Source organism: Marinitoga sp. 1135 (assembly GCF_013363245.1).
Classification (GTDB): Bacteria; Thermotogota; Thermotogae; order Petrotogales; family Petrotogaceae; genus Marinitoga; species Marinitoga piezophila.
In genome coordinates this window covers 1-22,521 of the sequence record NZ_LBEZ01000004.1, presented here as the reverse complement: position 1 = coordinate 22,521, position 22,521 = coordinate 1, and the positions used below count along the sequence as shown (strand labels likewise).

Sequence of the window (22,521 nt, the reverse complement as noted above, 5' to 3'; positions counted from 1 at the left end):
AGAGTAGGTAGCGCCCCTCTTTTTATTTTTCCCCCAGTCTCATAGACTGGGGGTTTTTGTTTATGTTATTCAAATATTTTAAATAACGATTCTTCTGGATTTTTTGTATATATTACTAATTCTTTTTTGTTTTCAAAATGATTGAAGTGGTGTGAGTATTTTTTGAGTTTTAATATATCTATATCTAAATATTTTGAGTATTTTATTATAGCTGTATTGTCATATATTTCTATTTCTTTTGCGCCTTTTTTATATGCGTTTATTCTTAATATACTATATTTTATTAGATTGTTAAGTTCTTCAGGTATTTTTCCAAATTTATCTTCTATTTCTTCTTTTATTTTTTCAAAGTTTTCTATTTTTGTTTCATTTGCAATTGTTCTGTAGATTCTCATTCTTTCTATTGGGTTTTCTATATAATTTTCTGGAATTGTAATGGGCATGGTTATCCCTTTTATGTCAAGGTCTATTTTTTCTTTGATATTTTCTTTGTTTATTATTTTCTCTTTTGAATATATTTCTATTATGGCTTTATTTAGAATTTCTTTGTACATGTTTAAACCAATGTTGTTTATATGTCCTTTTTGTTCTATTCCAAGTAAATCTCCAAATCCTCTTATTTCTAAATCCTGTAATGCAAGTTTTAAACCGCTTCCAGGACCTACTATTTTTTTTATTGCTTCTAATCTTTTTTCTGTTTCTGGTTTTAATTTGTTTTTGTAAAGGAAATATGCAAATGCACGTTTTGAGGAACGACCTACCCTTCCTCGTAATTGGTATAATTGGGATATTCCGTACCGCTCCGCATCGTCAACTATTAATGTGTTCGCGTTTGGTATGTCTATTCCATTTTCTATTATTGTTGTTGCAATTAATACGTCTATTTCGCCATTATAATACATTTTTATTATTTTTGAAAGATAACGTTTTTGCATTTGACCATGTGCTGATACTACAGAAACTTCGGGAATTAATTCTGATAATTCTTTTTCTACATCTTCAATATCATTAACTCTATTATGAATATATAATACCTGACCGCCTCTTGATTTTTCCCTTAATATAGCTGTTCTAATTATTTTTTTTGAGTATTTTGATACAAAGGTTTCTACTGGTAATCGTCCAATTGGCGGTGTGGATATTACAGACATATCTCTTAAACCGGAGATTGAGAAGTATAATGTTCTTGGAATTGGGGTTGCACTCATTGTTAATACGTTTATTCCATGAGATAATTCTTTTATTTTTTCTTTTTGGAATACTCCAAATCGTTGTTCTTCATCTATGACAAGTAATCCAAGTTTTTTGAATTTTATATTTTTGTTTAATAGTGCATGAGTACCTATTATTACATCTAATTTTCCGGAGTTTATTTTTTCTGTTATTATGTTTTTTTCTTTTTGAGTTTTGAATCTGTCGATTAATTCTACTGTTATTCCAATTTCATCAAATCTATATTTTACATTATCATAGTATTGTTGAGCAAGTATTGTTGTTGGAACGAGTATTGCTGCCTGATATCCAGAACTTACAGTTCTTACTACAGCTCTTAATGCAACTTCTGTTTTTCCAAATCCAGCATCTCCAGCAATTAGACGGTCCATTGGTTTTGTTGAAGCTAAATCGTTTAATACTTCTTCAATAGCTTTTTCCTGATCTGCTGTTTCTATGTATGGGAATGTTTTTTTGAATTTTTCTTCTATTTCTTCATCACCCTGTAATGATATACCTGTTGTATGTTCTCTTAAAGCATATAGTTTTATTAGTTCTTGGATTTTTGAACGTATATTTTCTTCTACTTTCTTTTTTCGTCTTTCCCATGATGATGAGCCGATTTTATCAAGTTTTACTATGTCTTTATCTCCAACGTATTTTGAAATTTTATCTATTCTTTCTATTGGAAGATATACTTTTGCATTGTTGGCATATTCAAGCATTATTAGTTCTTTTTTTCCGTATTGAGTTTCTATTTTTTTTAATCCTTTATATATACCTATTCCATAGTTTTCATGAACTATTAAATCTCCAATTTCTAAGTCTTCCCATTCTAATAATGGAATTTCTTTACTTTTCTTTTTTGAGGATATTTTTTTTATTATGAAATTTTGTTTATTTATTTCTATGTTTTTATAATTTATTTTTGAGATAAAATTTTCAAGAGAATCTCCAGAATAATTTTTGTACAATTTTTTTAGATTATCAGAATAAATGAATTCAAGGTTTTCTCTTTCTCGGGTAAATGATGAGGATATACTTTCTTTTTCATTTATTATGAATATTTCACTGTTTTTTATGTCTATATAATCTAATAATGTTTCTTTTTTTTCATAATATATTGCTGGTATTGTATCTATTATTTCTAATGTATTATTTGTGTTTGGATATTTTGAAAGTATTTTTTCTGCATTTTCCTGATATTTCATTAATATTTCTGAACCAGGTATAAATGTGAATGAGGTTAATGATTCTATACTTTTTTGAGTGTTTATATCGAAATAATTTATTCTTACAATTTCATCATCAAATAGTTCTATTCTTATTGGATTTTCATATATTGGAATGTACATGTCCAATACAAAACCTTTTTTGGAATATTCGCCATATTCATATACATTCCATTTTTTTTCATAGCCATAATAGAATGGATTTATGTTGAAGGTTGAATCTATGTTAAATGAAAATATATTTTTTTTCAGTATAGAATAAGGTATGGTGTATCTACTTAAAGAATGTAATGTGGTTAATATGATTATATCTTTATTTTTTAATAGATTATATAATGTTTGAATTCTTCTTGATAGGATTTTTTTAGAGGGTTTTATTGATTCAAATGGAAATACATCATAATCTGGATAGATAGATATATTTTTATCAAATAGGAAATTTTCCAGGTTCCATGTTTCTGGAAATATTATGATTTTTGTCTGTTTTTTTGATTTTTTTATTATGTTTAAGAGTTCGTTGTTGTTTATTTTTATCACCCCATATACAAAAAAATTACGGACTTAAAGTCCGTTTAAATTCTAATATCAAGGGTATGACCACGATATTCATCAACTACTATATGATGCTCTTCATTTGAAGAGTTTCCTTTTTTGTTTTTTTCTCTTTTTTGTGATTCCTGATGGAAGTTGTTTTTGTTCTGGTCTTTTATTTCTTTACTTTGAGCATATTCGTTGGCTGTGTTAACCTGTGATTGAGCTTCTTCATTTTTTCTTACCTGTTCTTCAAGATCTGTACTTTTTGCTGCAACCAATGCACTATTTAGATGTTGTATGTTGTTAGAAACATCTACATTTGCAATATAGGATATACCTAAATTGATTGGCTGTGGCATTTTAATCACCACCTAATTTTTTCTTTAATTTTGCGATTATTGCCGAATGAATTTGTGAGACCCTGGATTCAGATATTTCAAGAATTTTTCCAATTTCTTTAAAGGTTAGTTCTTTTTCATAGTATAATGATAGTATTAGTTGTTCTTTTTCGTTTAGACTTAAAATAGCTTTTTTTAGTTCTTGTTTTAACATATCTTTATACGCAAGAATTTCCGGGTCGTTTTCTTCATTATCTGATTCTACATTTAGTTCATTGTTTCCTATTAAGTATGAATCGAGACTTAAAATCTGACTTCTGTGTAATTCCGCTTTTAATTTTTTTACGTCTTTTACAGAGATTTCAAGTTGTTCTGCCAGTTCTTCATCACTAATATAATCGTCTATATTTTGTTCTGCTAAAATTTCTTCGAGTTTTTTTATTTTATGTCTTAAATCTTTTGGAAGCCAATCTATTTTTCTTAGATAGTCTAACATAGCCCCTCTAATTCTTTTTACTGCAAATGAATAGAAGGTTACTCCTTTATTTGGATTGTATTTGTCAAGTGATTGAAGCAAACCAATAATCCCTTCCTGTATTAAATCATCAAGTTCTACATTTTTGGGAAGGGTTGATAATAGGTTTAATGCTATATATTTTATTTTAGGAAGAAAATTTTTTATTATATCTTCTCTGTTGAGATTTTTCATGATTTATTAATCACTACCTTCACTATGGTGTTGAGTATTATTATGACAGCAGTGCTTATTATTGAGCGTAAAACAGAGGTTATGAAAAAGTTTTTTGAGATAAAAAGGTTTATAAATAGGAATATGAAAAATAAAGAAGTATAAAATATAAGTTCAGTATTTGAAAATTTCAACTTTTTCACCGCCACCTACCTTTTTAACGAGTACTTCTCCAGTTTCAAGGTTAAATTCTATACTTCTTGCTCTGTTTCCGCCTGTGTCTTCTGCAATTATTCTAATGCCATTTTTCTTTAGATGTTCTTTTACAGCTGCAACATTTTTGCTTCCAATGTCCATTGAAGAGCCTTTGAACATTGCAGAACCACCAAATATTTTTGCTGTTAGACTCCCTTTTGCGCCGAGTTTTTTTATATCTTCTAATAATAGTGGGATACCTAAGTCGGCATATTTTCCAGGTTTAGGTGCATTTGGAGAATTTGATTGAGGCAGCATAACATGAATTAATCCACCAACTTTTGTGGTTTTATCCCAAATACAAACCCCCACACATGAACCTAATCCTAAAGTTACAAGAACATCAGGTGTTTTTGAGGCTTTATATTCTCCAATTCCGATTATTTTTTTCATATGATTAACCTCCATAGAAAATCTTTTTTACGAATTCAAACAATTTGTTTCTGTTTTCTTCATTCATTAAGAATACGATTTTTCCTTTAATAATATTTTCCCAATCTTCAACCTGTATTTCTGTTTCTGTAAGTATAACTTCATCTTCAAATGTAATACTCATTACTATTGATTCTGCAATGAGAGCAGCAAATGTGTCAACTGCAACCTGTGGAGGGGTAACCTGAAGATTAAGTTGTAAAAATTGTGATATAGCACTGGTATATGAACCAAACATAATATTTCCCAATTCACCAATCATTGAGGTGGATAATTCGTCGAGATCCGTAATATCAGGAATTTCCATTCCAACACTTTCTTTTATAAGACGTTTTACAGAGTCTTTTTCAATTAAAAATACCAGTGATGAGTTTAATTCACCCTCCATTTTTACATATGAACATGCATAGATCTCGTCTGGATCTTCCATGTTTAAGAATATGTCCGATAATTTTATAACTTCAAGATTAGGGACCGATATATCAACCTTTTTATTTAACATCATTGAGAGTGAACTAACGGCATTTCCCATTCCAATATTTGTAATTTCTCTAAAAGCAGACATAAAAAATTCTAAGTTTTCTTCATTCATTGTTCAGCACCTCCGCTATTTTCCTCTTCTTCTATTTCTTTATTATGAAATACATTTTCTCCTATAATTTGATTTAAATATTGACCAAATAGTCCTGTAGGATCCTGCATAATTTTTATTTCAAAGATAAATTTACTTAGATTAAAGAATTCCTGTCTTATTTTTATTATTGTTCCGTGAAAGGTTATATTGAAATCAGGTATGGATAATTTAACGCTTACGTTTTTTTGAATTTCGTATATGTATTCATTTAAGGTTACTATGCCCAAAAACATTTCATTAAAATCCCATATTACGCCGTTGTATTTGTCTTCTATTAGTATTGGTATTGAAACATAATGTCTTTCCATTGAACGCTTGGTTTTTATTCTAAAATTACTTTTTAGATTTAGAATAATAAGGTTTTCAGTTTCACTAAAATCTCGTATGTCACTTATTTGAAAATCCGCCTGATAGTATGCCCCTTCAAATAATGATTCGAGCATTACTTCATCTCCGAGTTTCATATCTTCAAATTTCGGAGAAATAAGTGTTATTTCCTTTCCCTTGAAGGATTTTATTTTTGCTTTTAGGATGTTGTCTTTATGAAAGATTCTTATACCATTTCCCGGAAAAAAAACAAGGAATATTCTTTTTATAAAGTTTTTTTTATTCATTTTTTTCACCTGTTGTAAAATCCAAATAGTAACAATAATTTTTTTAATAGATTATCATTACTTTTAGAGGGTTCAGTATCACTCATGTTTTCAAGTTTTTCAGCTATTGAGAATAGATCATTTGCAACGTTTGAGGAAGGTTTAAAACTTGAAATTGGTACCTGTGATTTTACACTGTCGTGAACTACATGATCGAAATTTATATAAAATACATTTCTTATGTCAGTATATAAATATTCTTTTATGGTTTTTCTTAGAACCTGTTCTGCTGTATTTGCTTCAGATTTTTTTCTGATCATGTTTATTACCACATCAATTATACCATCTACTTCTAAAAGAGATAAAGCTTTTATAACTGTATATGCGTTTACAATTGCGGTTGGTTCAGGGGTTGTAACTAATAGTATATTGTCTGCAGCTATGTAAAATGGTTTTAAGTTTTCATTATAACCAGCACTTACATCAATTATAACATAATCATGTTCTTTTGCAATTTGAAAAAATTCTTCTATGGCTTTTCTGGTAAAATTTTTCTGGAATGAAAGCCAGTCTTTTATGTCCATACCTGTGCTTAATAGTTTAATGCCATAGGGAGTTTTTATTATACATTCTTCAAGGGTTAATTTTTTGTCAAAGTAGTCTTTTATACTAACAGCTGGAGTAACTCCTAAAAGTATGGATGCATTTGCAAAGCCAGCATCTGTATCAAATATTAAAACTTTTTTGTTTAGTTTGGCAAGATTTACTGCGGTATTAACAGCAACTATTGATTTTCCAACTCCACCTTTTCCACCGGTTACAAGAACTATTTTTGTTTTGTTTTTGGAAAAGGTTTTTCTTAAGTTTTCTGCCTGATCTTTTATTACGCTCATGATATCAACTCCTCGTAGAAGAGGGAGAATATTTTATTTACGTTTGGAATTTCAATATCATTTGGAACTGTTTGACCTGTTGTAATATATATTAAAGGTAATTTTGATGCGTTTAATATAGAGGGTATTTGCCCATATGAAGATGTTTCATCTAATTTTGAAATAATAAGATGAGTTGGATTGCATACAGAGAATTTATTGTATACGTCAATCATATCTTTTAATCGCATGTTAGCAGAGATTACAAGGAATATGTATTGCGGTTTTATTGAGTCTATATACATTTTTAATTCGCCAATTTGCATGTCATCTTTATGGCTTCTTCCAGCAGTATCAATTAATATTAAATTATTGTTTTTAAGGGTTTCTACAGTAGCTTTTAATTCAGTTGGTGTATAACATACAGAAGCAGGGATATCCATTATTTCTGCGTATGTTTTTAGTTGTTCTGTTGCAGCGATTCTATATAGGTCTATAGTGGCAATTGCAACACTTTTATTGCTGTGCAATTTATTTAAAGCAGCAATTTTAGCTAAAGTAGTGGTTTTCCCCACTCCTGTTGGTCCAATGAACATTATTGTGCCAGTGAGATCTGGAATATCTAAATTGAAATTGTTTTTAAATATATTGAAAAGTTGATTTTTAAATTTTTGATTGAATTTCCAGTTGTCTTTGTTTAAATCATTTGGGATGTTATTAATTATGTCTTCTATTAAGTCATCAGATAGATCCTGATGTTTTAAGGTTTCAACCAATTCGGAAATCAAAGGATTTGCACCATTTAAGATAACTCGTTTTGAGAGTTTTTCAATTAATGTTTTTATTTCATCTAATTCATTTTTTGTTGAACCAGAAGAAGTGGTTTTGGAATGAGATATGTGTTGTTTCCTGTTTTGCTGTAATGGATTTTGATTAAGATTGCGTTGATTTAATTGAGGGTTAGGAATGTTTGAATAGGTTATTTTTTTATAGTTTAAAGGTTCAAATGGTTCTTCATGTTCCATTCCTTTTTGTGAATAAAATCTATCGGCATCTTCATCTATAAGTCTTGATACTTCTCTTTGTTCTTCTATTAATTTTAATATTTCATTTTGCGCTGATTTAACAAATTTGTCTTTTCCAGGAGTTAATATTTCATCAATTGAGTCCATTTTTTTCATTTTGTTTATACGCTGTTCTAATCGTTTATTTCTTTCTACCAGTTCATTTATTTCTTTTACTTTTCCTTTTGTATTTCCACCAATTCCTGGTAGATCAGGTTTTTTCATGGTTTTTATTATATTTTGTGGTTCATCTTCATCGTCGAGAACAGCGGTTACTTCTAAATATTTTTTTCCTCCTATTCCCAGAAATCCGCCTTTACTAATTCTTTTTGTGTCAAGTATATAAGCATTATCGCCAAGTTCCTGGCGTATTTTTTCCATAGCTTCTGTAATTGTTGATACTACATATTTTTTTACTTTCATTTAACCACCTCTACGCTGTTATATTACCATCAGCGGAAATAGGAATTTCCTGGATGATTTCGTTATATGATATAACGCTAACATTTGGTATATTAGGCAAAAGCCATCGCGCAAAATAGAATCTTAAAGGAGAACTACATAATATTACAGGATTATATCCCTGCATAATCTGTGATTCTAATTGCTGACTTATATTGTTTAATAAATTATTTGACATTTGTGGAGATAGAGCCAATGTATAGTTTCCACCATATTCAATTGTATAATTGTTTAGATTGTTTTCAAGGTTTTTATCGAGAACTAATACGTGTAAAACACCATCTCCAGATTTTAAGTTTTCACAAATCTGTCTTCCTAATGCACTTCTTACACCTTCAACTAAAGAGACTAAATCTTTTATTTCATTGTTTCCAAGTTCTGTAAGTTTTTCAAATATAATAGGAAGATTTCTTATTGAAATTCTTTCATATAGTAATTCTTTTAATACATTTCTAATTTCAAATGTTTTAAATACAAGAGGTGTAAGCTCTTCAACAAGAGAAGGTTCTTTTATTCTTAGACCTTCAATGAGCATTTCTGTTTCTTTGTTTCCAAGAATTTCGTGTGCATATTTCTTGATTATTTCTGATAAATGAGTTGCAAATACACTTGGTGAATCAACAACGGTATAACCTGCATTAACAGCATCTTCTTTTTGTTCTTCATCTATCCAGTAAGCATCGAGATTAAATGATGGTTCTTTAGTATGAATTCCTGCTATTTCTTCAGTGGCCATACCAGAATTTATCGCTAAAAGCTTGTCAGGGAATAATTCAAACCTTCCTACTTCAACGCCTTTTAGTTTTATTACATATTCATTTGCACTTAATAATACACTATCTCTAACCCTAATAGGGCTTATTACAATACCAAGTTCGTAAGCGATTTGTTTTCTCACCATTGTTATTCTTTCTAATAGATCTCCACCCTGAGATGGATCGGCCAAAGGTATTAATCCATATCCAATATCTATTTCAAGCACGTCGCTTTGTATTATTTCGGACACTTCTTCTGGTGAAGTTAAAGGTGGTCCTGATGGTTTTGGGCCACCACCGCTACCGCCAGATGTTCCACCACCCGGTTCTCCGCCAGAAGGTGTAGCACCACTGCTTTCAAATGTTTCTCCAGATGGACCACCAGCGGTAACCGGTTGTTTGATATAGCCTTTGGTTGTTAAATAAGCAAGTAATAAAATACCTCCGCCAAGTATTAATGAAGGCGCAACAGGTAAAGGTGTTGCAATTCCTAATAACAGAATAACTCCACCGGTTAAATATAATACGCGTTTTTCTGAAGACAATTCTCTCATTAAATCTTTTCCAAGATTTTCTTTTGAAGCCGCTCTTGAAACTACTATACCTGTTGCTGTAGAGATTAATAAAGCAGGAATTTGTGCAACGAGTCCGTCACCTACGGTGAATAAGGTATATAATTGTGCGGCTTCTCCCATGCTCAATCCCTGTTGTAAAACACCTATTGTTAAACCACCGAGGATATTTATTATGGTTATAATAATGCCAGCTACTGCATCACCTCTAACGAATTTTGAAGCACCATCCATTGCACCGTAGAAATCTGCTTCACGTCTTATATCTTCCCTTTTTTGCTTTGCTTCTTCTTCGGTAATGATTCCAGCGCTTAAATCAGCATCTATACTCATTTGTTTACCAGGCATAGCATCAAGTGTAAATCTTGCTGCTACTTCTGCAATTCTTTCTGCACCACGTGTAATAACAACAAATTGAATTACTACGAGTATAAGGAATATAACAATACCAACAACATAATTACCTCCAACAACAAAATCACCAAAAGCTCTTATAACTTTACCTTCGAAATTTTTTCCTTGAAGAAGAATTAATCTTGTTGAGGTAACATTTAGAGATAATCTGAATAATGTTGTTATAAGCAATAAAGTTGGAAAAGCAGATATTTCAAGAGGATTTTTAATGTACATTGTAACTAATAACAGGATAATGGCTAAGGTGATATTAGCCATTTGCAAAAAGTCCAGCATAAATGCTGGTATAGGAATAACCATTAATATAACAATTCCAACTATTAATAATGGAACAGCTAAATCTATATTTTTAAGGAAATTACCCAATTTATTTCACCTTCTAAACATTTTTTAGAACAGCAGTTAGTATTTTTGCTACAATTGCGTACATTTCTTCAGGGATTTCATCACCTATCTCCACAGTTGCATATAATTGTCTTGCTACAGGAGGATTCCTGATAATAGGTACTTTACTTTTTATAGCTATATCTTTTATTCTAAACGCAATTTCATCAACACCTTTTGCAACTACAACTGGAGCTGAATGAGTTTCTTCATCATATTTTAATGCAACTGCGTAATGAGTAGGATTTGTAACAACTACAGTGGCTTTTGGAACTTCTTTCATCATGTTTTCGTTGATAATCTGTCTTAACATTCTCATACGCTGTCCTTTGATTAAAGGATCACCTTCGACGTCTTTCATTTCTTCTTTTACTTCCTGTTTTGTCATTCTTAAATTTTTTATGTAATCTCTTTTTTGGTACCAGTAGTCAAATCCACCAAGTATTAACATTAGAAATCCCAGTTTAAAAAATACTTCAAGTATAATGGAAACCAGTGTATTTAATGCAGTGGTTGTATCTGAAAAGGGTAATCCTATTAATACATTCCATTTACTTTTAATAATGCTATAGGAAACGTAAGCAACTAATGAGATCTTTACTATAGACTTTAAAAGTTCAAATAAAGTTTTCATTGAGAAAATACGTTTAAAACCGCTAATAGGGTTTAATTTGTTAATATCGAATTTTAAAGCACCAGGTGCAATTAAAAATTTTGTCTGCAACATACCGAGTATCAAACTTGTTAATGCAGCAGAAAAAAGGAATGTGGAAACTTTGAAAAATAGATCTTTTTGTTGAAGTATTAATGTAAGTAAAGCATTTTCATCCAAAAATGATGTATCAAGAGTTAAATATCTTTGAAAAGCTGCTTTTAGTCCAATATATAGTGATTTCGACATTACAAAAAATACGCTTGCCACAGCTAAAAATGAAAAAGCAGTAAGCAATTCCCTCGAAACAGGGACGTTCCCTTCTTTTCGAGCTTCCTGTAATCGCCTTGGTGTAGGCTCTTCTGTTTTACTTGGATCAGCGAATAATTGAAGATTTATTTCAAAATCATATTCATTAAGGAGTTTATCCATTTTACTATCTCCACCATGTTATTATTGAATATTTCAACCCATACGTCTATTATTGTTATTAATAGAATTGTTCCTACAATTATATTTAAAGGAATTCCAACTATAAATACATTTACCTGTGGAATCATTCTTGAAACTATTCCAAGACTTAAATTTACAAATAACATAAATGCACTCATTGGAATTGATAGTTGTAATCCAATTTCAAAAACTTTTCCAAACATGGATATTATTTCAGGGAAAAAATGTGTATTTATAGAAAAAACTAAAGGGATATTTGAAAAGGAATTTATTATTGTCTGGAATAATACAATATGCATTTTAAATGATAAGAAGGCAAATATTCCAATTAAAAAAGATAATTGCCCTATAATAGGAGATTCTTCTCCACTTATTGGATCAAATATACCAGCCATTGCAAATCCCATTTGAAATGCAAAAAATTGACCGGCGAATTGCAAAGCCGCAATGGGAATATATGAAATTAATCCTATTAATATTCCCAGTAACATATTGATTAATAATATTGTTATTAGATAGAATACAGGTAAATCTGTAATTGTTTCATTTACTAAAGGTAATGTAATCCAGGATAGAAATAAAGCTGAGAAAACCTTTAACTTTGCTGGTATAGTTCTTGATCCTATAACTGGAGCCGAAATTGTCATTCCGGCAATTCTAAAAAATATTATAGCCCATACCCAGAAACGGGTTTCTAAAAAGGTTACCACATCCATTTTAAATCATCCCAAAGTATGTTGTTAATATTCTAAATGTAAAATCCATGATTTTTTGAGCGATCCATCCAAATAAGAGGCCAACAACTAAGAAAGTAATAATAATTTTAGGAGCAAATGTCAGAGTTTGCTCATTTATAGAGGTTATTGTTTGAAATATACTTATAATTAACCCTACAGCAAGACTAACCAATAATATTGGAGTTATAACTGTTAAAAAAACAGATATACCATCTCTGAAAATGTCAATAAAAACTTCTATAGTCAAGATTATAGACCTCCTGATGTCTGGAAGCTTCTTATTAATCCGCCAATTAATAAGTCCCATCCATTTACAAGTATAAATAGTAATAGTTTAAATGGCATTGATATCATTATTGGAGGTATCATCATCATACCCATGGATAAAAGAATACTTGCAACTACCATATCAACTATTATGAAAGGTATATAAATTAAAACCCCCATTTTAAAGGAGATTTCCAGTTCACTTAAAGTAAATGCGGGGATTAATATTTCAGGTGGTGTATCGTTTATATTTTCAACTTTTTTATTTACGCTTGAAGCTAACATAAATATGTTATCCTGATTATGGTGAGCAACTATTTCATTGATCATAAATTTTTTTACTGGTTCCCAGGTTTTTTCAAAAAATTCTGTATATGAAATTTTTTCTTCGGTATATGGAATAACAGCATTTTGATATATGTCATTAAACACAGGTGTCATTATTAAAAATGTAAGTATTAAAGAGATCCCTATTAATACCTGATTTGGTGGTGCCTGACGACTTCCCATGGCTGTTCGTAAAAATGAGAGCACTATTACAATTCTCATAAATGATGTAAACATCATTATTAAAGATGGAGCAAGAGTTAATATTGATAATAATAACAAAATTTCCAGTGTTGGAATTAATGTGTCAGGGCCAGGAGTTCCGCCACCAATATCAATATTTATTTCAGGTATAGGAACTGGTTCTTGAGCAATACCTGTTACAAAAATTAGTAAAAATATAGCTATTATGAATTTTTTAGAAAGAAGTTTTCTCATTTTCTTTTTTCTCCCTTTTTAATGCTCCAACAAATGAATCCAGAAAATCTCTTTTTCCTTTTAGTATTTCAGAAAGTTTTTCATAATCTATTTTATCCAGATAAGCTATAGAATTATGATTGGATAATACTAAATAATAATCATCCAACACTTTTATAATATTAAGTGTCATATTATGGTCAATATAAAATTTTTTAACAACCCTAACCTTTGGTGTTGTGATTACCCCTTTGTTAATCAATTTTTTCTGGATGAATATTAATAGAAATATAAATATAACAAAAAAGAATAATAATAAAAAAGCCCAGATTGTCCAGTTGGTAAGATTAGTAGTTGTTGTTGCAGTAGATGAAAAAGTAAGGGGCGTTTTAATCACCCCCTAACAACTTTTTGTATTGCTTCTATAACCCTATTTGCCTGGAATGGTTTAACAATAAAATCCTTTGCACCAGCCTGTATAGCTTCTATAACCATTGCCTGTTGTCCCATAGCACTACATACAATTATTTTTGCAGCAGGGTCCTGTTTTTTTATTTCTTTTATTGCCTGAATTCCATCCATTACAGGCATTGTAATATCCATTGTAACTACGTCAGGTTTTAATTCCATGTATTTGGTTACTGCATCCTGACCATTTGCAGCTTCTCCTACAACTTCCATCCCCGCTTTAGTAACGATGTCTTTTAACAACATTCTCATAAATGCAGCATCATCTACAATTAAAACTTTAATAGCCATTTATAAAGCACCTCCACAATATGTTTAAATTTTATTTTGTTTCCAATGATTCAAATAACTTTTCAAGATTTAAATATACAATAAGTCGATTGTTTATTTTTAAAACACCATTTACTTTCCCAACGAATTTACCGCTTTTTGCAGGTAAAACATCAAGTTCCTCATCATCAAAAGAGATAACATTATTTACTTTGTTTACCAAAATACCAATTTCTTCTTTTTCGTGTTTCATTATTATAATACTATCAAAAACAATATCTTCTGGTACTTCTAAATCTAATATTTTTGTTAAGTCAAATACAGGAACTATACGCCCCCTTAAATTAACCACACCTTCAATAAAGACTCTTGAGTTAGGAACAGGTGTAATTTCTTCTTTTTCTATTACCATTTCAACATAATCTACGTCAATTCCAAATTCCTGATTAACAACTTCAAAAGAAAGTATTTCCTTTTGCATTATATCACCCCATTATTGTTCGTTTAAATTGGTTATATCGAGTATCAAAGCGATTCTACCGTCACCAAGTATAGCGCCACCACTGAATTCTTTTACACTATTAAGATATTTTCCAAGTGATTTTATAACAATGTCATCCTGTCCAAGTAAATTATCAACTACAACACCATATTTTCTATTTGCTGTTTTTACAATAACAATTTTTTCAACAAAATCTTCTTCTTTTGGAGGCATTTTGAATAATTCTCTTAATCTAATAAGAGGAATTATTTCGCCTCTTAATACAAATACTTCGTTACCCTGAACAATTCTTATTTCTCCATCTGTAATTTTTTGTGTTGTATCAATGTTTGCAATTGGAATTGCATATACATAATCGTCAAGTGTAACTAATAATACCTGAATAATAGATAATGTAAGAGGTAATCTTATGGTGATTTTTGTTCCAACATCTTTTTTGGATGATATTGTAACAGAACCATTTAATGATTCTACTACTGTTTTTACAACATCCATTCCAACGCCACGACCTGATAAATCAGTGGCCTGTTTTTTGGTTGAAAATCCTGGAAGGAATATAAATGAGAATACTTCTTCATCGCTCATTGTTGGTACCATTGCAGGGTCAACAAGTCCTTTTTCAATGGCTTTGTTTGCAATAAGGTCTCTGTCTAAACCTCTACCATCATCTTCAACGCTTATTACAACACCATCGCCTTCATGCCATGCTGAAAGTTTAATAGTTCCAACTTTAGGCTTTCCTTTTTTAATTCTTTCTTCTACAGGTTCTATACCATGGTCTATTGAGTTTCTTATTAAGTGTACTAATGGATCGCCAATTTCATCAACAACTGTTCTATCTAATTCTGTATCTTCACCTTCTATAATTAATTCAACATCTTTTCCTAATTTTTTAGATGTGTCTCTAACAAGTCTTGGGAATCTGTTGAATACAAATGCAATAGGTATCATTCTTATTTTCATAACAATGTTTTGTAAATCAAGGGTGATTCGGCTTAAATTAGCTAAACTTTCATCTACTTCTTTGATTTCGTATTTTCTTAAAGTTTCAGTAATTCTACTTCTTGAAATAACCAATTCAGCCATTAAGTTCATTAATTGGTCAAGTTTTTCTATGTCAACACGTACTGATTGTAATTGAATTTTCTTCTTTTCGTGTGTGGTTGAAGATGTTTTTTGAGTAGAAGAACCTGAATTTTTTGCCTGTTTGCTGTCTTCTTTTTTATCCTCACTTTTTACCTGTTTTTCAAAATCGGAGTCTTCAAATTCATTTACGGCAACGCTGGCAATTTCAGAGATTTGCATTATGCTTTCTCTTATTTCGTCAGCTGTTTTATTTACAATAATTCCAAGTTGAATTTCAAGATCGAATTTTTCATCTTCAATATCCTGAGATGAAGGATGTGTATAGACAACTTCTCCACCAAGATCATCAATTTTATGCAATACCATAAATGCTCTTGCTGATTTTAACTGAACATCTTTATCAAATACAACAGTAATGAGATAGAATTTTAAACCTTTTTCTTTAGCATTTTCATATAGATGTTTAAGTGATTCTCTTGTAATATCATCTAAATGAGATAATTTTGATTCTGAATCTTCAGAATCCTCAGAAGTGGAAGTTGTTTCACTAACTTCTTCTGATTTTGTTTCAGGGCTTTCTCCACCACCAATTTCTGCTTTTTCTGCATATTCTGTTAATGCATTTATAAGTTCGTCAAGAGAAGAGAGATCACCTTTACCGCCATTTGATATGTCGGCAATACTTTCTGTTAATGCATCTAATGTTTTAAATAGTAAATCAATTAAATCTTCAGATACTTTTGTTTTTCCTTTTCTTATTTCGTCAAGAAGGTTTTCCATTTTATGAGAAACCTTTGCAATCTTATCAAAGCCCATAGTTCCAGCCATACCTTTAAAGGTATGCATAACTCTAAAGATTTCATTGATTTTTTCCATATCTTCAGGGTTGTTTTCTAAGTCTAACAATTCGTCATTAAGACGTTGTAAGTTTTCATTCGCTTCATCAATAAATACGCTTAAATAAACGTCCATATCTCCCATAATAAAACCTCCTAAAGGAATATTTTAATAAATCTTATTATCGAGTAGTATACAGCTTTTTCGCGGATAGTTTCTCTATCTCCTGAGAAAAAATGTTTTTCAGATAGGATCAGATCTTTATTCTTTGAATAAAAACCAAACCACACTGTACCTACTGGCTTTTCTGGCGTTCCGCCGCCTGGCCCTGCAATTCCGCTAATTGATATAGCGTAATCGGTGTTAAATTTAGAGCTAACATTTTTTGCCATTTGTTCCACTGTTTCTTTACTTACAGCACCATATTTTTCAAGTGAATTTATATCAAGAATATTTTCTTTAATTTCATTTGAATATGCGATAATAGCACCTTTAAAAACCATAGATGATCCTGGAATATCGGTAATTATTTTGGATAAAAGACCACCTGTACATGATTCAGCAAAAGATATAGTCTGTTTCAATTCTTTTAGTTTATTATATAAATGTAGAACAGGATTTTCGGGTATAATATAATCCTTAATTTTTTTGTTTTTATGAATTTTATTTATAATCGTTTCATTATCTTCTTTTATTATAACAGAAGGTCCTATTGATAAATTTAGTTTTGTAGAATATTTTATATCTTTTAGTTCTTTTTCGAGAATAGACATTAAATTTGATTCGGTAATTCCGTGAAATTGGATTTTGGTAAAATTTCTGGGTGTTGTCTTAAATTGTAAAAAAAAGTTTATTAGATGATTGTTAAATATATTAATAGCTTCTTTTGGAGGACCTGGTAATATTATATAATATATATCTTTTTCTTTAATCAATTGCCCTGGGGCACTTCCTAATTCATTAGGTAAAATTTTTGCATTATCAATTATATAGGCCTGTTTTTTTAGTAAAGGATTAATAGATTTCCCTGCTTTTTTATATCTTTCCTGAATTGTTGTACAGAGTTTTTCATCATATTTTAAATCTTTATTTAAAAATTTTGCAACAGCTTCCCTGGTTAAATCGTCTTCAGTGGAACCTAAGCCACCAGTAATGATAATGATATTGTTTTTTTGTTGAACAAGGAATTTAAGGCCATTTATAATATTTTCAATATTATCTGCAACATTTATATGGTAAGTTATATTATATCCTAACTGATTGAGTTTTTGAGATAGTTCTTTAACGGTAATATTGGTAATATCACCTTCTATTAGTTCATCGCCTGTACTTAAAAAGCCTATTTTAATATATATCACTCCCATATAATTCTTACTTATATTTTACCACAAAAATCGAAAAAATTGACAATAAAATTTAATTGGAATATGTAAATAGGTATGATTTTGTTATATGTGAAAAGTATCGGTAATTTTTAAAAGAAAAAACTCAGATTAATCTTTTTGTGAAATTAATACAATTATGCTTTTTGGTGAAACTGGATAAAACTGTTCGTTGTAAATTTCCGGTATTTCTAAAAAGTCATCAGGACTATTCAGGTTTGTATCGATTATTCTATACCACTGTTTATTTTGAAGTTTTGGAAGTTCAAAGTTTAATGTATCGGTGTAAAAATTCATGGCTACATATATATCATTGTCTTCAGGGGTATCTGGATCATTATAATCAGAACCGCTAATCATAAAAGCAAGACTTCTGGAAAAGTATGAAAAGTCAGGATTAAATAATTTTACACCATGCCATGTTATATCTGGAATTCCATCACCTGTATAATCTCTACCTGTGAAGAAATGTTCTCTTCTAAGTGTATGATGTTTTTTTCTAAAAGTTATTAATAATTTTAGAAATCGATATATATCATTAAATTTTTCTTTTCTACTCCAATCAACCCAGTTTTTTATTGTATCCTGACAATAGGCATTATTATTTCCGTATTGAGTTCTACAGAATTCATCACCCATATATATCATAGGTGTTCCCTGAGAGAGCATTAATATGGTGAAAAAATTTTTAATTTGCTTTTTTCGTAAATTTATGATATTGATATCATCTGTTTCGCCTTCTACACCATAATTATAACTATAATTGTCGTTGGCTCCATCTCTGTTATTTTCGCCATTTTCTTCATTGTGTTTTTCATTATAAGAAACAAGATCCCATAATGTAAAACCGTCATGTGATGTAATGAAATTAACACTTACTACAGGGGATTTGTTTCCATATAAATCCTCACTTCCTGCAATTCTACAGGCTATTTCTCCGACCTGGCCTTCATCACCTCGCACAAATTTTCTTACTACATCTCTGAATTTTCCATTCCATTCAGCCCAGCCTTCAGGAAATGCGCCTAAAAAGTATCCTCCTGCGGCATCCCAGCCTTCTGCAATAAGTTTTGTTCCTGAAATAATCGGATCTTCTGCAATATCTTTTAATAATGAGAGATCACCAATCCAATTGCCGTTTTGGTCTCTTCCCAATATTGCAGCCAGGTCAAATCTAAATCCGTCTATATGCATTTCTGTAACCCAATATCTTAAACTATCTATAATTAGATTTTTTACAGCTGGATGATTGCAATTTAATGTGTTTCCACAACCGGAATAATTTTCATAATACCTTTTATTATTTTTATTTAGAACATAATATATTTCATTATCAATTCCACGAAATGAAAGAGTTGGTCCCTGTTCATTTCCTTCTCCTGTGTGATTATAAACAACATCAAGAATAATTTCAAAGCCTTCTTTATGAAGTTTTTTTACAAAATCTTTGAATTCAAAAACCTGTTCTCCTATTTTTATTCCTGTGGAATAATTTCCAGTTACTGCAAAAAAAGCAAGAGGATTATATCCCCACACATCTTTTAATCTTTCACCAGTTATTGGATTGGTTCTGGCGATGGAATCTGGATTAAATTCAAAAACAGGCATTAATTCAATAGCATTAACTCCCAATTCTTTTAAATGATCTAATTTTTCAAGAATACCTTTAAATGTTCCTGGGTTTTTAACTTTTGAATTTGGATTCATTGTAAATAATCTAACGTTCATTTCGTATATTATTAAATCTTTAAAGGGTATATTTGGGCGTATATCATCATCCCAATTATATTTTGTATCGTCTATAACAATTGATTTTGTAGGACTTACAGCAGAATCTAAAGTGGAAAAAGAAAGATCGAGTAATGGAGAAATTCTATCGTATCCGTATACACTTTCTTCATCCCAGTTATATGAACTTGAAATGGCTTTTGCATAGGGATCAGATAAAAGTTTATATTTATTGAAGCGTTTTCCATTTTTAGGATCATATATGCCATCAATTCTCCAACCATAGAATTGACCATGTTTTATTCCATGTATATAAATATGCCATGTATTTCCTGTTTTGTTTTTTTGTGGATCAAGAATGAAGATGTGAGAAGGTTTTTCATCATAAAAATTTTGATATAATTCTAAAGTTACAGATTCTCCATTTTTTGAAAAAATAGCAAAATTAACTCCTCCTGGATCAACTGTTGCACCAGGTTTTGGATATCCTCTTGAAGTTTTTAATTTTACAGAAGAATCTGGATTGTCGTAATAAAAATCATTGTTTTTCATGTTTTATTATTTTTATCCTCCATAGCTTTTTTTAAGGCTTTTTTTACTTCAATATCCTCGTTTTTTAATTCTTTGATTAAATCACCTATTGTCCAGTTAACATTTACCTTTGTTGTTGTTGCAAAGATTATTCTTGGTAATCCTTCAGTGTTTTTTATTGCTTTCATTATTTTATTTATTTCCTCGCTGGAAAAACCATTTAATATTATAGTTGGCGTGTCTTTTATTTCATCATACATTTTATATTCCTCCTGTTCAATCTTGATAACATTATAATTATATCATAAATACAACATAAAGATAAATTTTTATTAAATTTCAAGTTCTTTGAAAAATTTAAGGTTTACCTTTTTAGGTAAAAATCCGGATTTTTTATCGTTTTTTTCTATTTTGCCTTCGTTGATTTTGAGAACTTCTGCCATTATTTTCTTTATTCTTTGAGTACAAAATTCACCCTGACAAAAACCCATAGTTGCTCTTGTTCGACGTTTAACAGCATCGACAGTTTTTATAGGGATTTCCCGTGTTAATGCATCTATAATTTCTTTTTTGCTTACCATTTCACATCTACAAATTATTTGATCAGGAGAATCAATATTAAGCATATTATTTACTTCTTTATATGAAAGGTTCTTTTTTATTATAATAGGAGGTCTATATGGATCAAAATCATTTTTCTTTAATAATTTTAGACCAGAATTTTTCAATATATTTATCACCATTTTTGCAATAGCTGGTGAGGATGTCAAGCCAGGTGATTCTATTCCAGCAACGTTTATAAAACGTTCTTTTGTTTCTTCTATAATAAAGTCTCCAGTTGAAGGTGTAGGCCTTATTCCGGAAAAAGAAGTTAAAACTTTTCGTAAATCTATTTCAGGAACAGATTTTCTTGCGGTTTTTATTATATATTTTAATGTTTCAATATCTGTACCTGTATCGTCTTTATCGGTATTTTCATCAGCATTTGGCCCAATTAGAAGATTTCCATGATATGTTGGTGTAACAAGAATTCCTTTTCCTTTTTCTGTAGGGGTTTGAAAAATAACTCTATTTACTATTTTTCCATATCCTTTATGAAAAAGTATATATTGACCTTTTCGAGGTTTTATATAAAAATTTAGAATGCCAACCATATAAGCGATTTTATCGCTATACACTCCTGCTGCATTTATAATATATTTTGCTTTATAAGAATCTTTAGAGGTTTTTATGTAAAAGTGATCTGTGCTTTCTGATATATCCAGAACTTCGTTTTCCAGTTTTAATTCAACACCATTTTTTATTGCGTTTTCAGCTAATGCTATTGTAAACTCATATGGTGAGGTTATACCAACATCTTCAGCTAATAAGGCGATTTTTGCATTTCCGTTTATGTTTGGTTCTAAAGATAAAATTTCATCTGTATAGATAATTTTCATGTCATTAACTCCGTTTTTTAATCCATTTTCGTATAATTTTTGAATATTTTTTTCATCGTTTTCATCAAATCCTAATACTAAAGCTCCAGTTTTTTTATAACCGAAATTTAATTCGTCATTTAATTTTTCATATAATTTATTTCCTTCAACGCATAATTTTCCTTTTAATGTTCCGTGTTTTGCAGCATATCCTCCATGAATAATACCGCTATTCGCTTTTGAAGCACCATTGCTTACATCGTCGCTTTTTTCGAGTAATAAGATTTTTAAGTGGTATTTTGATAACTCTCTTGCAATAGCGCAACCTACTACTCCTGCACCAATAATGGCTATATCATACATAATTATCCCCCCGTAAATATATATTCAATTTGAAGTTTCTTTGTATTGGAAAAAATAAAAGCTTGTTCAAGCAACTTGAGTGCTAATCTTCAAAAATTCTCTTTGAAAGTAGAAAAATAATATTCTCTCATACGGCAAGAATTTTTGATCCTTGTTCTATAAAAAACACTCCTAAAAAGGTTCCTTCAGGCGGTGAAATTTCTTATAATTGTGAAAAATAAAAACTCATTCAGACAACTCGAACGCTGATCCTCAAAAACTGCTCATATACGCGGGGGCGCTTAGATTCTGCATCCCTGCAGAAGCTGCGCTCAAAAAAACATCCTGTTTTTTTGACCCTCTCCATTCGCAGTTTTTTCGGGCGTTCTTCGAGTCTTCATTCGTTTTTATTTTTCACAATATTTTTGTTGTTCCGGCTCAAGCAATATCTTCGTTTGGGAAATTCTTAGTCTTTGTTCGTATTATTTTTTTACTTTCATCTTTTCATTTATATTTAAGAAAATAGTTAGAATAATGTGAGCGAAAACTTGAAAATTTTTGAGGATTAGAATTTTCTACCGTTTGAGCGAACATTATTCGTACTATTTTCTTCACCAGTTATTTTTATTTTTTACAACTGTCCTATAATGCCTGTTGTAAAAA

At 30.2% G+C, this 22,521-nt stretch carries 21 protein-coding genes; all 21 read right to left on the bottom strand.

The annotated features are described in order from the left end of the window. Nucleotides 1-65: 65 nt before the first annotated feature. A complete protein-coding gene (mfd, locus tag XO10_RS03715) occupies nt 66-2,981 on the bottom strand; it encodes a transcription-repair coupling factor (RefSeq protein ID WP_175421138.1) in 2,916 nt (971 codons plus the stop codon). Between the two features lie 35 nt (nt 2,982-3,016). Beyond that, complete coding sequence (locus XO10_RS03710) at nt 3,017-3,337, bottom strand: hypothetical protein (protein WP_014296236.1); 321 nt, start codon at nt 3,335-3,337, stop codon at nt 3,017-3,019. A gap of 1 nt (nt 3,338) precedes the next feature. Then, entirely contained in the window at nt 3,339-4,025 is a 687-nt protein-coding gene (locus XO10_RS03705) for a FliA/WhiG family RNA polymerase sigma factor (RefSeq protein WP_014296235.1), read from the bottom strand. A 153-nt stretch (nt 4,026-4,178) separates the two neighbouring features. Beyond that, nucleotides 4,179-4,652, bottom strand: a complete 474-nt coding sequence (cheD, locus tag XO10_RS03700; protein WP_014296234.1) for a chemoreceptor glutamine deamidase/glutamate methylesterase CheD — start codon at nt 4,650-4,652, stop codon at nt 4,179-4,181. 4 nt (nt 4,653-4,656) lie between these two features. After that, entirely contained in the window at nt 4,657-5,283 is a 627-nt protein-coding gene (locus tag XO10_RS03695) for a chemotaxis protein CheC (protein WP_014296233.1), read from the bottom strand. Further along, nucleotides 5,280-5,939 carry a hypothetical protein gene (locus XO10_RS03690; RefSeq protein ID WP_014296232.1) on the bottom strand — a complete coding sequence of 220 codons (660 nt, stop codon included), beginning with the start codon at nt 5,937-5,939 and terminating at the stop codon, nt 5,280-5,282. Before XO10_RS03690 ends, XO10_RS03695 begins: the two co-directional genes overlap by 4 nt. Nucleotides 5,940-5,944: 5 nt before the next feature. Further along, nucleotides 5,945-6,811, bottom strand: a complete 867-nt coding sequence (locus XO10_RS03685; protein WP_014296231.1) for a P-loop NTPase — start codon at nt 6,809-6,811, stop codon at nt 5,945-5,947. Continuing rightward, entirely contained in the window at nt 6,808-8,277 is a 1,470-nt protein-coding gene (flhF, locus tag XO10_RS03680; protein WP_014296230.1) for a flagellar biosynthesis protein FlhF, read from the bottom strand. The genes XO10_RS03685 and flhF overlap by 4 nt, the downstream gene beginning before the upstream one ends. 10 nt (nt 8,278-8,287) lie before the next feature. Beyond that, a complete protein-coding gene (gene flhA / locus XO10_RS03675) occupies nt 8,288-10,423 on the bottom strand; it encodes a flagellar biosynthesis protein FlhA (RefSeq protein WP_075780396.1) in 2,136 nt (711 codons plus the stop codon). A 13-nt stretch (nt 10,424-10,436) separates the two neighbouring features. Continuing rightward, nucleotides 10,437-11,525: a flagellar biosynthesis protein FlhB gene (flhB, locus tag XO10_RS03670; RefSeq protein WP_014296228.1), complete on the bottom strand. Its 1,089-nt coding sequence runs from the start codon at nt 11,523-11,525 to the stop codon at nt 10,437-10,439. Next, complete coding sequence (fliR, locus tag XO10_RS03665) at nt 11,489-12,262, bottom strand: flagellar biosynthetic protein FliR (RefSeq protein WP_014296227.1); 774 nt, start codon at nt 12,260-12,262, stop codon at nt 11,489-11,491. The genes flhB and fliR overlap by 37 nt, the downstream gene beginning before the upstream one ends. A gap of 1 nt (nt 12,263) precedes the next feature. Next, nucleotides 12,264-12,530 carry a flagellar biosynthesis protein FliQ gene (gene fliQ, locus XO10_RS03660; protein ID WP_014296226.1) on the bottom strand — a complete coding sequence of 89 codons (267 nt, stop codon included), beginning with the start codon at nt 12,528-12,530 and terminating at the stop codon, nt 12,264-12,266. A 2-nt stretch (nt 12,531-12,532) separates the two neighbouring features. Continuing rightward, entirely contained in the window at nt 12,533-13,315 is a 783-nt protein-coding gene (fliP, locus tag XO10_RS03655) for a flagellar type III secretion system pore protein FliP (RefSeq protein WP_014296225.1), read from the bottom strand. Next, nucleotides 13,296-13,691, bottom strand: coding sequence for a hypothetical protein (locus XO10_RS03650; protein ID WP_014296224.1), 396 nt, complete (start codon nt 13,689-13,691; stop codon nt 13,296-13,298). Before XO10_RS03650 ends, fliP begins: the two co-directional genes overlap by 20 nt. Continuing rightward, nucleotides 13,688-14,053, bottom strand: coding sequence for a response regulator (locus XO10_RS03645; protein ID WP_014296223.1), 366 nt, complete (start codon nt 14,051-14,053; stop codon nt 13,688-13,690). The genes XO10_RS03650 and XO10_RS03645 overlap by 4 nt, the downstream gene beginning before the upstream one ends. 31 nt (nt 14,054-14,084) lie before the next feature. Next, on the bottom strand, nt 14,085-14,513 hold the full coding sequence (locus XO10_RS03640) for a chemotaxis protein CheW (protein WP_014296222.1): 429 nt from the start codon (nt 14,511-14,513) through the stop codon (nt 14,085-14,087). Between the two features lie 12 nt (nt 14,514-14,525). Then, nucleotides 14,526-16,601 (bottom strand): chemotaxis protein CheA, encoded by a 2,076-nt coding sequence (locus XO10_RS03635; RefSeq protein WP_175421137.1) that lies wholly within the window; start codon nt 16,599-16,601, stop codon nt 14,526-14,528. A gap of 11 nt (nt 16,602-16,612) precedes the next feature. Continuing rightward, nucleotides 16,613-17,821, bottom strand: a complete 1,209-nt coding sequence (locus tag XO10_RS03630; protein ID WP_075780394.1) for a nicotinamide-nucleotide amidohydrolase family protein — start codon at nt 17,819-17,821, stop codon at nt 16,613-16,615. Nucleotides 17,822-17,950: 129 nt separating this feature from the next. Continuing rightward, nucleotides 17,951-20,119, bottom strand: coding sequence for a glycogen debranching protein GlgX (gene glgX / locus XO10_RS03625; RefSeq protein WP_075780393.1), 2,169 nt, complete (start codon nt 20,117-20,119; stop codon nt 17,951-17,953). Further along, on the bottom strand, nt 20,116-20,358 hold the full coding sequence (locus XO10_RS03620; RefSeq protein ID WP_014296218.1) for a DUF3783 domain-containing protein: 243 nt from the start codon (nt 20,356-20,358) through the stop codon (nt 20,116-20,118). The genes glgX and XO10_RS03620 overlap by 4 nt, the downstream gene beginning before the upstream one ends. A 72-nt stretch (nt 20,359-20,430) precedes the next feature. After that, on the bottom strand, nt 20,431-21,879 hold the full coding sequence (locus tag XO10_RS03615) for an NAD(P)/FAD-dependent oxidoreductase (protein ID WP_014296217.1): 1,449 nt from the start codon (nt 21,877-21,879) through the stop codon (nt 20,431-20,433). Nucleotides 21,880-22,521 lie beyond the last annotated feature (642 nt).